General features: G+C 63.7%; 11 protein-coding genes. 7 read left to right on the top strand and 4 right to left on the bottom strand.

Annotated elements, in window-relative coordinates:
- Positions 1–90: 90 nt before the first annotated feature.
- Positions 91–1,545: a hypothetical protein gene (locus DX905_RS09550; RefSeq protein WP_116091142.1), complete on the bottom strand. Its 1,455-nt coding sequence runs from the start codon at positions 1,543–1,545 to the stop codon at positions 91–93.
- Between the two features lie 329 nt (positions 1,546–1,874).
- Here DX905_RS09550 and DX905_RS09545 point away from each other — a divergent pair, with 329 nt between their 5' ends.
- On the top strand, positions 1,875–4,427 hold the full coding sequence (locus DX905_RS09545) for a TonB-dependent receptor (protein WP_240320800.1): 2,553 nt from the start codon (positions 1,875–1,877) through the stop codon (positions 4,425–4,427).
- 89 nt (positions 4,428–4,516) lie between these two features.
- Here the strand turns inward: DX905_RS09545 and DX905_RS09540 are convergent, their stop codons facing one another.
- Positions 4,517–5,380 carry a class I mannose-6-phosphate isomerase gene (locus tag DX905_RS09540; RefSeq protein ID WP_116091140.1) on the bottom strand — a complete coding sequence of 288 codons (864 nt, stop codon included), beginning with the start codon at positions 5,378–5,380 and terminating at the stop codon, positions 4,517–4,519.
- Between the two features lie 73 nt (positions 5,381–5,453).
- Here DX905_RS09540 and DX905_RS09535 point away from each other — a divergent pair, with 73 nt between their 5' ends.
- Positions 5,454–6,179: an extensin-like domain-containing protein gene (locus tag DX905_RS09535; protein WP_116091139.1), complete on the top strand. Its 726-nt coding sequence runs from the start codon at positions 5,454–5,456 to the stop codon at positions 6,177–6,179.
- A 42-nt stretch (positions 6,180–6,221) separates the two neighbouring features.
- On the opposite strand, the gene DX905_RS09530 is transcribed toward DX905_RS09535, so the two are convergent.
- The gene (locus DX905_RS09530; protein ID WP_116091138.1) at positions 6,222–6,770 is read right to left on the bottom strand and encodes a hypothetical protein; all 549 of its coding nucleotides are present in this window, start codon (positions 6,768–6,770) and stop codon (positions 6,222–6,224) included.
- Positions 6,771–6,930: 160 nt separating this feature from the next.
- Positions 6,931–7,191, bottom strand: a complete 261-nt coding sequence (locus tag DX905_RS09525; protein WP_116091137.1) for a hypothetical protein — start codon at positions 7,189–7,191, stop codon at positions 6,931–6,933.
- Positions 7,192–7,265: 74 nt separating this feature from the next.
- Between DX905_RS09525 and DX905_RS09520 the strand changes: the two genes are divergently transcribed.
- The 5 genes from DX905_RS09520 (at position 7,266) to DX905_RS09500 (ending at position 12,495) form a co-directional block, all read left to right on the top strand.
- Complete coding sequence (locus DX905_RS09520) at positions 7,266–8,768, top strand: S10 family peptidase (RefSeq protein WP_116091136.1); 1,503 nt, start codon at positions 7,266–7,268, stop codon at positions 8,766–8,768.
- A 169-nt stretch (positions 8,769–8,937) separates the two neighbouring features.
- Positions 8,938–9,438 (top strand): SUF system Fe-S cluster assembly regulator, encoded by a 501-nt coding sequence (locus DX905_RS09515; RefSeq protein WP_116091135.1) that lies wholly within the window; start codon positions 8,938–8,940, stop codon positions 9,436–9,438.
- 2 nt (positions 9,439–9,440) lie between these two features.
- The gene (gene sufB, locus DX905_RS09510; RefSeq protein ID WP_116091134.1) at positions 9,441–10,904 is read left to right on the top strand and encodes a Fe-S cluster assembly protein SufB; all 1,464 of its coding nucleotides are present in this window, start codon (positions 9,441–9,443) and stop codon (positions 10,902–10,904) included.
- A 113-nt stretch (positions 10,905–11,017) separates the two neighbouring features.
- The gene (sufC, locus tag DX905_RS09505; RefSeq protein ID WP_116091133.1) at positions 11,018–11,761 is read left to right on the top strand and encodes a Fe-S cluster assembly ATPase SufC; all 744 of its coding nucleotides are present in this window, start codon (positions 11,018–11,020) and stop codon (positions 11,759–11,761) included.
- The gene (locus tag DX905_RS09500) at positions 11,758–12,495 is read left to right on the top strand and encodes a SufB/SufD family protein (protein WP_116091132.1); all 738 of its coding nucleotides are present in this window, start codon (positions 11,758–11,760) and stop codon (positions 12,493–12,495) included. The genes sufC and DX905_RS09500 overlap by 4 nt, the downstream gene beginning before the upstream one ends.
- The last annotated feature ends 84 nt before the right edge of the window (positions 12,496–12,579 follow it).

The raw sequence follows: 12,579 nt of genomic DNA, 5'->3' as shown, positions 1-12,579 counted from the left end.
GCCCTTTTTCTTATACGCGTCGAAGCCGGCCGGCGGCAAAATAAGGGCGGCCCGGCTTCCCGGCCGCCCCAGTCTTTGGAGAATACGGTCCTAGAAGCGCAGCTGACCGAACAGGCCAATCTCATTGTAAGTGCCGCGGCCTCCGACCAGCGACCCGGTCGGATTGGGGCCGCCGATCGTTCCGTTCTGCGTGCCGAACGTGCCGTTATCGACGCTGTCATGTTTGTAGACGAGCGCGAGGTCGACGATCTTCACCGGCTCCCATTGGACGCCGATATTGTAATATTGCTCCTTCAGATTGTCGTTGGTCGTCTTGGTGGGCTTGACCCAATCGTACCGGCCGAACACGCTCCACGTCGGCGCGAAGTTGACGTTCCCGAAGGCACTGTAGCCATCGGACGTGTCGCTCGCGACGGTCGTCACGTTGTTCCAGTTCTTCGAGTGATAATATTCCAGACCGGCGTTGAAGAGCTTGGTCTTGTAGCCGATCAGCGCATTCTCGCGGGTGGCCTTGTGCGGAGTGACCGCGCCTTGCGTATTGTTACCACGATCACCGGTGTAGCCGCCGACCGCTCCGTAGAAGCCCTTATAGTTCAGGGACACGCGGCCCTCGACGTCGACCGAGTTGGTCACCTTGACGTTACGATAGCCGCCGCCATCGACAACCGAGACCTGATAGCTGATCAAGCCTTGGGCAAGATCGCCCAAGACGTGGATGCCCCAATCGGCCGAGGTACCGAAATTGGTGCGGTCGATCAGCGTATTCTCGATATGACGATAGCCGTAAACGCCCTCGGCATAGGGAACCCAGGGCAGATCCGCGGCACCCAATCGGATGATGAACGCCGGGTCGAGCTTGGCCTGGAGGTAGGCCTTCTTGATGTAGAAGCCCTTGCCGACCAGCGCCGGCAGGTTGGTGCCCGCAGGTGTGCCCGTCGAGGTGAAGTTGGTGTTGCTGGTCTGGCCGACGACGTTGGACACATCCATCGTCACGTTACCCGCGAAGATCGGGCTGAACACATGGTCGACGCCCAGATAGAAGCGCTTGATGTTGAAGCCGGTGCCGTTGACCGAACCCGCGCCGGTCGGCTTCGCGCCGTTGACCTTGGTTTCGACGTTCGAGAAGTTGAAATACATCCGGCCGGAGACGGTGGTCGAATCCCACCATTTGCCCTTGGTGAAGCTCGCCAACTCGGTCTTGACCGCGGCCGGCACAGCTTTGGTAGCGGCCGCAGTCGCGGCGGTCGCTGAAGTTTGCGCCGCTGCGGCGGCGGTTTGCGCCTGCGCGGCCTGGGTCGCGGCAGTTGTCGCGGCGGATTGGGCGTTATTGACGTTGGCAACGGTCTCGCGCTGGGCGGCTTCCGTGACGTTGAGGCGGGCGGCGAGATCCGCGACCTGTTCCTGCAACGCCTGGATTTGCTTGATCAGCGCGGCATTCGCGCTGGTGGAAGCATTATGGTGGGCCGGCTTAGCGAAAGACGGCGTGGCGGCGAGCGCGAGCGCGCCAAGTCCCGCACCGGCAAGCAGCGTGTGACGGACGATCATGTGCTTTTCCTTTGGACCGGATCCTGTGAACCGGCGCGGATCGACCTAGGCCGCGATTATGACAGTCTTGTGAATCGACCGGCAAGCCGAATTCGTTTCGGCGCAGTAATCGCCATCGTAATGCTTGGCACTTTGGGATGACAGATCTGTTACACTTTTGTTTAAATCGAATTAATTCAGAAATATTCGCGTAAAATTTCGGTCATGTAATAAGTTTGTCGTATTGCGCCGTTAGCTCCGCGCCACGGGACAACGAATCCCACAGCAAGGGGCAATCTAAAATGCGTAATTCAACGGGCTTCCGCCTGCGACTCCTCATGGGAGGCGCAATGGCGGCCGTCATCGCTTCGTCGGCACATGCGGCGCCCGCCGCCGTCGATCCCGCACCCGCGGTCGACGCAGCAGCAGGCGCCGATGCGCCGGCGCTCGAGGAAATCGTCGTGACCGCGACCAAGCGCGAAACCAATCTGCAGCGCACGCCGATCGCGATCAGCGTCGTCGACAACCAGGCGATCAAGGATCGCCATGTCCAGAGTCTGTTCGATCTGGCCGATGGCGCGGTCCCCAGCCTGCGGGTTGCCACCTTCGAGGCGCGCCAGTCTGCGCTGACGATCGGCATCCGCGGCATCGTGCCGCTCGATGCCAACCAGCCTGCGCGCGAGCAGGGCGTCGGCATCTATATCGACGGCGTCTATCTCGGTCGCCAGCACGGGCTGAACGCGGCATTGTTCGACGTCGAGCGTGTCGAGGTCCTGAAGGGCCCGCAGGGCACGTTGTTCGGCCGCAATACCGAAGGCGGCGCGCTGTCGATCGTCAGCCGCGCGCCTACCGGCGAATTTGGCGGCCGCGTCGAAGGCGGCGTCGGCAATCTCGGCTCTTATAATGGCGCGATCCACCTCGACCTTCCCCGGATCGCCAACTTCTCGTTCAAGGTCGACGGGGTCCTGCAGCATCAGGGCTCGGTGACCAAGAACCCGCTCGCCGACCAGGCGGGCTGGGGCTATTATCACCGCAAGGGCCTGCGCGGCGCCGTCCGGTGGGAGCCGATCGACGGCATCACCGACGATTTCGCCTATGACGTCGCGCGCGACGACAATACGCCATTCTACAGCCAGCTGCTCAACTACAATCCGGATGGCTGCGTCAGCGGCGGCACCAACGCCGCCCCGCTGGCGCTTCCGGCCGCCAGCGCCTGCCGGCTGCCCGGCACGGCCTTTACCGGCACGTCCGGCTCGATCAAGCCGGTCCTTCCCGGCGTCGTCATCAACGGCGACACATTGATGCGCCATGCCGATATCGGCGTGCCGCAGAAGAAGAGCTTCGATAAGACGCATGGCTTCACCAACACGTTCAAGTGGAAGCTTTCGCCCGAGATCGAGCTGCGCTCGATCACGGCGTGGCGCGGCGTCGACGTGCAACAGTGGGACAATTCGGGCGGGGCGCACCGCGTGCCGGTGGTCAACCTGACCGCGGCCTGCACCGCCGCTGCCCCGTGCGGGTTCAGCCGTTACAGCCTTGCCGACCTCCATCAGGACCAGTTCAGCCAGGAATTGCAGGCGGTCGGATCGGTCGGGCCCGTCGATTATGTCGCCGGTCTCTATTATTTCAATGAGCGGGTCAGCGACGATGCGGCGACGCCCAACTCGGTCGGCGCCATCGCCACCCTGACCGGCACCGCCGTGACCGGCGCGACCTATGTTCCGATCCCGTTCTGCACCGCCTCAACGCCGTTGTTCGTCGGCGAAGCCGTCAATGGTTGCTCGATCGACCGCGCATCCGAGGTCCGCTCGCGCAGCTACGCCGCTTACGGCCAGGCGACCTGGAACGCGACCGACGCGCTGCATATCACTGCCGGCGGCCGTTACACCGAGGACAAGAAAGAGGGCATCCTCACCTTCTCGCGCAACATCAATTATCAGGTGAACACGGCCGCCGCGACGGCGAACGGCTACAAGCCGCTCGACAAGACCTGGCATCGCTTCAACCCGATGGTCACCGTGGCCTACGACCTCAGCAACAATCTCCACGCTTATGCCAAATATGCGACCGGCTATCGCGCCGGCGGCGCGAGCTCGCGCACGGCCAATTATCAGGCATTCAACCCCGAGGATGTGAAGAGCTACGAGGTCGGTCTGAAGACCGATTTCTGGGATCATCGCGCGCGGCTCAACCTTGCCGGCTACATCATGCAGCGCAAGGACAGCCAGGTCGATCTGAGCACGATCCAGCCGACGGCGACGGGTAATTTCAACAACCTTGTCACCTTCAATGCGCCGGGCAACACCAAGATCCGCGGCATCGAGGCCGATCTGTCGGTCGCCCCGGCCGAAGGCCTGACCCTCAACGCATCCTACGCCTACACCTATACCAACGTGCCCGCCGTGCCTGTCACCTACCGCGAGTTTACGGCGGCAGGCGCACCAACCGGCAATGCGACCACGGTGAACCAGAAGTTCTACATCGTGTTCACGCCGCGCAATGCGGCGAGCGGATCGATCGACTATAAATTGCCGATCGGCAGCAGCAATGCCTCGGTCCGCTTCCACCTCGACGCCAATTACGCGCAGGCGACGCAGACCTTCGATCAGTTCGCGACCAAGGCGGACAGTTCATTCATCGTGAACGGGCGCCTCTCGCTGGCGGACATCCGGTTGGGCAGCGGCGACCAAAAGGTGACGTTCGGCTTGTGGGGCCGCAACCTGTTCAACGAACATCACGTCTACCGGCGCGATCCGTCGAACAGCCTGCCTGCCGTGCAGACCGCGGCGGCGGCGGGTGTTCCCAACATCCTGCTCGTGGGCAACAACGCCAACATCCTCGGCGACTATGGCAATTTCAACATGCCGCGCACCTTCGGCGTCGAGGGAACCCTCCACTTCTGATCGGTTGAACCAAAAAGAGAGGCCGTCGGACGCGAGTCCGGCGGCTTTTCCTTTTTTGGGATCGTGTTAGGTCGCCTGACGCGAACTGCTTAGCCCGTGCGATCCCACAGCGGCTCGATCACCCCCGCATTGGGATAGGCGACCAGCATGTCGGCCTGATCGTCGAGCGTCAGCGCCGTCTCTCCCTCGACCATCCACACGCCACCGGCTTCCAGCGCGGCGCCGTCAATCTCGCCGGCGCCCGTCATCGGCACCAGCCACAAGGGCCGGCCGTCGCTCTTCAGGGTACCGCGGCCCGGCCCCGTCCAGCGCTCGAGCACGAATTTCGGGCCGTCGGCGAGGATCGTGCGGCCTTCCGCGATGGCATGCGCCTTATAGGGGGCGACGTAAGGCACCGGGTTGCTCGCCGCGATGCCGGCATCGAGATGCAGTTCGCGCGCGCTGCCATAATCGTAGAGCCGGTAGGTCAGATCGACATTCTGCTGGACCTCGATCAGCGTCAGGCCCGGGCCGATCGCGTGGACGGTGCCCGCCGGTGTGTAATAGGAATCGTCCTTCTTAACCGCCTTCCAGTCGAGCAGATGCTCGATCGTGCCGTCTTCGGCCGAGGCGCGCAGCTCTTCGCGCGTCATCGGGTTCAACGTGCCGATCGCGATCGAGGCATGCGGATCTGCGGCGAGGATCACCCACGCCTCATCCTTGCCGCGCGGATATCCTTGCTTCTGCGCGGTCGCATCGTCGGGATGGACCTGTACCGACAGGCGGTCGCTCGTGAACAGATATTTGATCAACAGCGGCGGCCCGTCGCTGCTTCCGTCCTGCTCGCCTGCAACTTCGAACCAGATCTCGCCGATCGGCGCGCCGCCCTCCGGCACGGGCTCGAAGGCGGGCCACAGGTCGCGGCGGCCCCACGGCTTTTCGACGCGCTTGGTGGTCAGGCGGGTGGCGGACATTGGCTGAGGTCTCCCGGAATCTGGTTGGCGCTTCCCAAGGAACGCCTCATGCCGTCGAACGTCGGGGAAAGCGATGGCGTTCCTGCGCGGCTTGCGACGATTGCTGACGTTCATGCTGATCGCGGCGGTCGGCGTGCCGCTGCTGCTCGTCTATCTGTTGCCGCGGCTCGCGCCGGAAGACCTGCCATGGACGGCGCTCGACCTCGACGCGCCGATCGGCCGGGCGACCGCAGGCAAGATCGCATCGCTGGAGGGCCCGACTTGCCGGGGCCTGCTCGCGCGGGCGGGGATCGCCTTTCGTACCTTGCCGCCGCGGCGGCAGCAGAGCTGCGGCTTCGACGATGGCATTGCCTGGGCCGCGGGCGGACGGCGCACGGCGCGGTACGCTCCGGCCGCGCCGCCGCTGGCCTGCCCGCTTGCAGCCGCGCTGGCCGTTTGGGAGCGGGAGGTGGTCCAGCCGGCGGCCGAACAACGGCTCGGCGCCCGCGTCGCCACGATCGATCATTATGGCAGCTATGCCTGCCGCCGCATCTATGGCCGCGAGACCGGCGACTGGAGCGAGCATAGCCGTGCCCGCGCGCTCGACGTGGCGGGGTTCGTGCTAAGCGATGGCCGGCGGATCACGGTCGCGCGCGACTGGAACCGTGCCGGCGCGACAGGCCAATTCCTGCACGACGTGCGCGACGGCGCCTGCCGGCTGTTCGCGACGACCTTGTCGCCCGACTACAATGCCGCCCATCGGGATCATCTCCATCTCGACGAGGCGCGCAGGGGCGGGTTCTGGACCGCATGCAGGTAGCAGAGGCCCAGACGAAGCCGACGTCCGCGCTGTTGCAGCGCGTCAGTTGGGGAGCGGCTCTTCGATCTTATCGACCCACTCGGGAAAGAAGCAGGGCTGGCGGCTCGACCAACCCGGCGCGGTCGCGGCAGCCTCACTGATCGACTGGAGCAGCAGGCGGCGCTTTTCGGGATGAAGGTGCGGCAGCGCCGCGGCTGCGCAGAAGGCCCCTGGCAGCCACGGACGGACACCGCCGCCGATCAGCCGCTCATACAGGAAGCGGTAGGAGGCGAAGCTCGAAAGCCGGCCCTGGCCGAGATCGAATGCCGTGATCGTGATCAGCGGGGTATAGAAGGGCTCCATCTGATCCAGGCCGCTATCGTCCGGCAGATGATCGCGAATATGATCGAGGCGGCAATAGATCCGGGCCTGCGCCTTGATGCTGGCGGCCTCGACCACGTCCCGCGACCAGCGGGCCATGGCATCTTGTCGGGACAGGCCGATATCGAGGGAGCGCCGCACATAACGTTGTGTGGCGGCGGGGAAGCCCGCAAATTCCTTCATTTCAGCCAGGGACATCGCGCCATCGGCCGGTCTCATCTGCACGCCCATACTGCCCTCCCACCAAGAGAAGACCGCAAGGATAACCCGGCGATGCTTGCCGGGCCGTTAACCCTGCGACGCTAGCTCTGATGGGAGAGAATCATGGATCGTGCTGCGGCGCAACATGTCTTTTATGCAACAGATGACATTATTGCGACGAAACGCTTGCTCAATGTTCGCCGGCGAGCCGGGCTTCTTCCTCGGGATCGTAACCCGACGAAGGTGCAGGATCCTTGCCCTTGCCCGGCTGCGTGCTGGACGGTGCGTCCGAGCCGGGAAAGCTCTCATCGAGTTCGACCTCCAGCTTGGCATTCTCGTCGCTGGGATTGCGCTGCAACTCCTTGATGTCACCGGCGTCGAGCGCGCGGCGCACTTCCGGCTGCTGCGGATCGTCCGGATTGTCGTGGTCGTGCTTATCGTCCTGAGTCATACCCCGTCTCCTCTCGCCGCCAACGCACGGTGCGCCTTGCGCGTTCCTGCTTGCACGCCATGGGAGGCTCGAACATGGTGCGCGCGTCCCACCTGAGGTCCTATCCCGTGCGTCACATCCTTTCCGCTTTGCTTCTGCTCGTCATGCCCACCGCAGCTTTTGCCGCCGACGAGAAAACGGCCGACAAGGTCGAGCTGGCACCGCTGCCCGCCGACAAGACGGTGCGGCAGAGCGCGACGATCGGCGGGAAGCTGCTTGCCTATGATGTGACGGTCGGCACGATCGGCATCCAGGACGCCAAGGGCAAGAAGATCGGCGAGGTGGTCTATACCGCCTATACGGTGCCCGGGCGCGGCGCGGGCCGCCCGGTGACCTTCGCCTTCAACGGCGGCCCGGGCGCGGCGTCGGCCTTCCTCAATCTGGGCGCGATCGGGCCGAAGCGTGTCCAGTTCGGCGCGCAGGGCGATGCGCCATCCGACAGCCCGGTTGCGCGCGACAATGCCAATAGCTGGCTCGACTTCACCGATCTCGTATTCATCGATCCGATCGGCACCGGCTTCAGTCGCACGCTGGAGGACGAAGCCGCGACCAAGCGCGACTTCTATACCGCCAAAACCGACATCGAATATCTCAGCCGGGTCATCTTTGACTGGCTCAACCAGAATGGGCGGCTGACCTCGCGCCATTATCTCGTCGGCGAAAGCTATGGCGGCTACCGCGTCCCGCGCGTCGCTTATTATCTGCAGAGCCGGCTCGGCGTCGGCCTCAACGGCATCACGATGGTGTCGCCCTATCTCAACCCCCAGGCGATCGACAGCGACGAGAATGCGCTGTCGCCTCTGCCCTACATGGTGTCGCTGCCGTCAATGGCGGCCGCCAACCTCGAACGGCAGGGCAAATTGTCCAATGCGGCGGCACTGGCCGAGGTCGAGGCCTATGATCGCGGCGAGTTCGCAACCGACCTGTTCCGCGGCCGATCCGATCCGCAGGCGATCGAGCGCCTGACCGCCAAAGTCTCCGCTTATACCGGGCTCGATCCGGCGATCGTCCGCCGCAGCGAAGGGCGGGTCGATATCCGCACTTTCCTGCGCGAAATCCACCGCCAGGAGGGCAAGATCGGCTCGGTCTATGATTCCAACGTAACCGCCTACGATCCTTTCCCCGGCGCGGCCGAGCAGAGGTCGAACGATCCGATTCTCGACGCGATTATCGCGCCGACCACCAGCGCCGCAGTCGACCTGATGACCAACCAGGTCGGCTGGAAGGTCAATGCACGCTATAATCTCCTGTCCTACGACGTGAACAGCGCCTGGGATCGCGACAATAGCGATTCTCCCGTGGGCGACCTGCGCAAGGCGATCGCCAACGATCCCAAGATGCAGGTGATGATCGCCCACGGCATGGACGATCTCTCCTGCCCTTATTTCGCCAGCCGCCTGATCGTCGATCAGATGCCGAGCTTCGGCGTAGCGCAGCGGGTGAACCTCAATCTCTACGCGGGCGGGCACATGTTCTACAGCCGAGGCGAGAGCGCCGCGCAATTCCGCCGCGATGCGCTGGCCATGTATTCGCGGTAATCTTATTCGTCATGCCAGCGCAGGTTGGCATCCATCTCTCTCAAAGCAGCGTTGCGCTCGTGATAGCAGACATGGACCCCAGCCTTTGCTGGGGCGACGCGGAGGGTTGACCCCGCGCCCCCGAGCGACCATCTGCGTAATCGGACTGAATCATTCCGATTAGGGCAATATGCGCCTTTCAAATCTCGCTGATTATGCCGTTGTCATGCTAGCCGCCGCGGCGCGCAGCGACGGTGCACGTCTGAGTGCGACTTGTCTTGCCGAGCAGACCGGCGTGCCTTTGCCAACCGCGCAGAAATTGGTCGGCCGGCTCGCGGCGGCGGGCGTGATCGTTTCTTCGCGTGGCACCGGCGGCGGGTTTCGGCTGGCACGCGATCCGTCCGCGATCAGCCTGGCCGATATCGTGGAGGCAGTGGAAGGCAAGATCGCGATGACGACCTGCGTCGACCATGGCCGCCACGATTGCGCGGTTGAGGGCACCTGCCTGGTCAAGCCGCACTGGAATGCCGTCAACGATGCGATGCGCGGCGCGCTCGCGGGGGTGAGTTTGGCGTCGCTCGCCCAAACTCCCGTTCGCCCTGAGCCTGTCGAAGGGCTGCCTTTTTCTTCTCTGACGGCTGAAAGTGAAGACAGGGCTCCGACACGCTCAGCCCGAACGGTGGGGGCGTAATCATGGCCACGCGTAACGCCGAAGCCTACGCCGCCATCGAGAAGACCTACGAATGGGGCTTTTCGAGCGATATCGAGCAGGAGTTCGCGCCCAAGGGGCTGAACGAGGATATCGTCCGCTTCATCTCGGCCAAGAAAAGCGAGCCGGAGTGGATGCTCGACTATCGGCTCAAGGCCTATCGCCACTGGCTGACGATGGAGACGCCGGACTGGGCCAAGCTCAGGATCCCGCCGATCGATTATCAGGACGCTTATTATTACGCTGCGCCCAAGGAGAAGCCAAAGCTCGGCAGCCTCGACGAGGTCGATCCCGAGATTTTGCGCGTCTATGAAAAGCTCGGCATCCCGATCGAGGAGCAGAAGATGCTCGCCGGCGTCGAGGGCAGCCGCAAGATCGCCGTCGATGCCGTGTTTGACAGCGTCTCGGTCGCGACCACCTTCCGCGCCGAGCTGGAACGAGCAGGCGTCATCTTCCGCTCGATCAGCGAGGCGTTGAAGGAATTTCCCGATCTGGTGCGCAAATGGCTCGGCAAGGTCGTGCCGATCCACGACAATTATTTCGCGGCGTTGAACGCGGCGGTCTTCTCCGACGGCACCTTCGTCTACATTCCCGAAGGCGTGCGCTGCCCGATGGAATTGAGCACCTATTTCCGGATCAACGCCGCAAATACCGGCCAGTTCGAGCGCACCTTGATCGTCGCCGACAAGGGCAGCTACGTCTCCTACCTGGAGGGCTGCACCGCGCCGATGCGCGACGAGAACCAGCTCCATGCCGCCGTGGTCGAACTGGTCGCGCTCGACGATGCCGAGATCAAATATTCGACCGTGCAGAATTGGTATCCGGGCGATGCCAACGGCGTCGGCGGCATCTATAATTTCGTGACCAAGCGCGCGCTCTGCCAGGGCCGCAACAGCAAGGTTTCGTGGACCCAGGTTGAGACCGGCAGCGCGGTCACCTGGAAATATCCGAGCTGCGTGCTGGCGGGCGAGAATAGCGTCGGCGAATTCTATTCGGTCGCGGTCACCAACAATCATCAGCAGGCCGACACCGGCACCAAGATGATCCACTTGGGCAAGGGGTCGCGCTCGACGATCGTGTCGAAGGGCATCTCGGCCGGCAAGTCGGACAACACCTATCGCGGACTCGTCCGCGTCGGCCCGACGGCGGAGAATGTCCGCAACTTCACCCAGTGCGACAGCCTGCTGCTCGGCTCCGACTGCGGCGCGCACACCGTGCCCTATATCGAGGTGCGCAATCCGACCGCGCAGATCGAGCATGAGGCGACGACCAGCAAGATAAGCGATGACCAGCTTTTCTACGCTATGTCGCGCGGGCTCGATCAGGAGGCGGCGGTTGCCTTGATCGTCAATGGCTTCGCCAAGGAAGTGCTGCAGCAACTGCCGATGGAATTCGCGGTCGAGGCGCAGAAACTGCTGGGGATTTCGCTGGAGGGATCGGTTGGCTGATTTCCAGTGGCGTCGCCCCAGCGAAGGCTGGGGTCCATGTCTGCTCCCACCGTCGGGCGCATTCGTGGAGAGAGGCATGGATGCCATCCGCTGGCTGACGGTAGAAAGTGACGATGCTTAAGATTGAAAACCTCCACGCCGAAATCGACGGCAAGGCGATCCTCAAGGGTCTGTCGCTGTCGCTGAACGCGGGCGAGATCCATGCGATCATGGGACCGAATGGCGCCGGGAAATCGACGCTGGGTTATGTCCTGGCGGGGCGACCCGGTTACGAAGTGACCGAGGGTTCGGTTTCCTTTGAAGGCGCCGATCTGCTCGAAATGGCGCCGCACGCGCGCGCCGCGGCGGGCCTGTTCCTGGGCTTCCAATATCCGGTCGAGATTCCGGGCGTGTCCAACCTGCAATTCCTGCGCGAGGCGCTCAATGCGCAACGCCGCTCGCGTGGCGAAGAGCCCTTGTCGGGCGGCGATTTCATCAAGCGCGCGCGCGCACAGGCGGACGCGCTCGGCCTCGATCCGGATATGCTCAAGCGGCCGGTCAATGTCGGCTTTTCCGGCGGCGAGAAGAAGCGCGCCGAGATGGTGCAGATGGGGATCATCGATCCGAAGCTCGCCATCCTCGACGAGACCGATAGTGGGCTCGATATCGATGCGCTGCGTGCCGTCGGTGCCGGCATCAACGCGATCATGCGCAAGCCCGGCAAGGCGGTTCTGCTGATCACCCATTATCAGCGGCTGCTCGATTATGTGCGGCCGGATTTCGTCCATGTCCTCGCGGGCGGGCGCATCGTGCGTTCGGGCGGCCCGGAACTGGCCCACCAGCTGGAGGCTGAGGGCTATGCGGATATTGCGGCGTGACGTCGCTGCCGACCAAACGTGACGAGGCCTGGCGCTATAGCGATCTCCAGGCGCTGGAACGCATTTGGCCGGTGCCGATCCCGGGCAAGATCGTCGTGCCGGCCGGCGACAGTCACTATGTCAGTCTGGTCCAAGACGCCGTCGCCGATGCGGCAATTGTGCGGGACTATGTCATCGAGGTCGGCGTCGGCGCGTCCTTCGCAATGCAGATCGTCAATAGCGGCGGCACGCTCGGGCGGGTCGCGCTGGACGTCACCCTTTATGAAGGGGCGTCATTCGATCTGGACGCTGCGCTGATAGCGGGCAGGGACCAGACGATCGAGCTCGTCACGACGATGCGCCATTTCGAGGCAGGCGCAACCAGCCGGCAGACGGTGCGCGGCATTGCCGGCAGCAACGGCACCATCTCCTATCTCGGCAAGGTCGCGGTCTCGCGCGATGCGCAGAAGACGGACTCGGTCCAGTCGGTGAAGGGCATGCTGCTGGATCGCACAGCGGCCGTGAATGCCAAGCCCGAGCTCGAAATCTATGCCGACGACGTGAAGTGCGCGCATGGCGCGACCGTCGGCGAGCTTGATGCGCAGGCATTATTCTATCTCGCCAGCCGCGGCCTGCCGCCGGTTGAGGCGAAGGCGGTGCTGTTGCGCGCGTTCGTCAGCGGGCTGTTCGACGGCTCGGAGGACGAGGCGAAGTTCGCGGCGGCAATCGATGCAGCGCTGGAGCGGGTGCTGTGAGCGCTTCTTCTTCCCCGTTTGCGTTGAGCCCTTCGACTGCCTGCAAGACAGGCGCTCAGGATAAACTTCATGCCCAAGGGCATG

The sequence above is a fragment of the Sphingomonas crusticola genome (assembly GCF_003391115.1).
Classification (GTDB): domain Bacteria; phylum Pseudomonadota; class Alphaproteobacteria; order Sphingomonadales; family Sphingomonadaceae; genus Sphingomonas_I; species Sphingomonas_I crusticola.
The sequence above is the reverse complement of the archived record's forward strand: the minus strand, read 5'-3'. Positions and strand labels throughout refer to the sequence as shown.

Coding starts and splice junctions, on each gene's coding strand:
- DX905_RS09550 (WP_116091142.1), bottom strand. CDS start 1,545: ATGATCGTCCGTCACACGCTGCTTGCCGGTGCGGGACTTGGCGCGCTC.
- DX905_RS09530 (WP_116091138.1), bottom strand. CDS start 6,770: ATGGGCGTGCAGATGAGACCGGCCGATGGCGCGATGTCCCTGGCTGAA.
- sufC (WP_116091133.1), top strand. CDS start 11,018: ATGCTTAAGATTGAAAACCTCCACGCCGAAATCGACGGCAAGGCGATC.
- DX905_RS09535 (WP_116091139.1), top strand. CDS start 5,454: ATGGCGTTCCTGCGCGGCTTGCGACGATTGCTGACGTTCATGCTGATC.
- sufB (WP_116091134.1), top strand. CDS start 9,441: ATGGCCACGCGTAACGCCGAAGCCTACGCCGCCATCGAGAAGACCTAC.
- DX905_RS09515 (WP_116091135.1), top strand. CDS start 8,938: ATGCGCCTTTCAAATCTCGCTGATTATGCCGTTGTCATGCTAGCCGCC.
- DX905_RS09525 (WP_116091137.1), bottom strand. CDS start 7,191: ATGACTCAGGACGATAAGCACGACCACGACAATCCGGACGATCCGCAG.
- DX905_RS09545 (WP_240320800.1), top strand. CDS start 1,875: ATGGCGGCCGTCATCGCTTCGTCGGCACATGCGGCGCCCGCCGCCGTC.
- DX905_RS09520 (WP_116091136.1), top strand. CDS start 7,266: ATGGTGCGCGCGTCCCACCTGAGGTCCTATCCCGTGCGTCACATCCTT.
- DX905_RS09540 (WP_116091140.1), bottom strand. CDS start 5,380: ATGTCCGCCACCCGCCTGACCACCAAGCGCGTCGAAAAGCCGTGGGGC.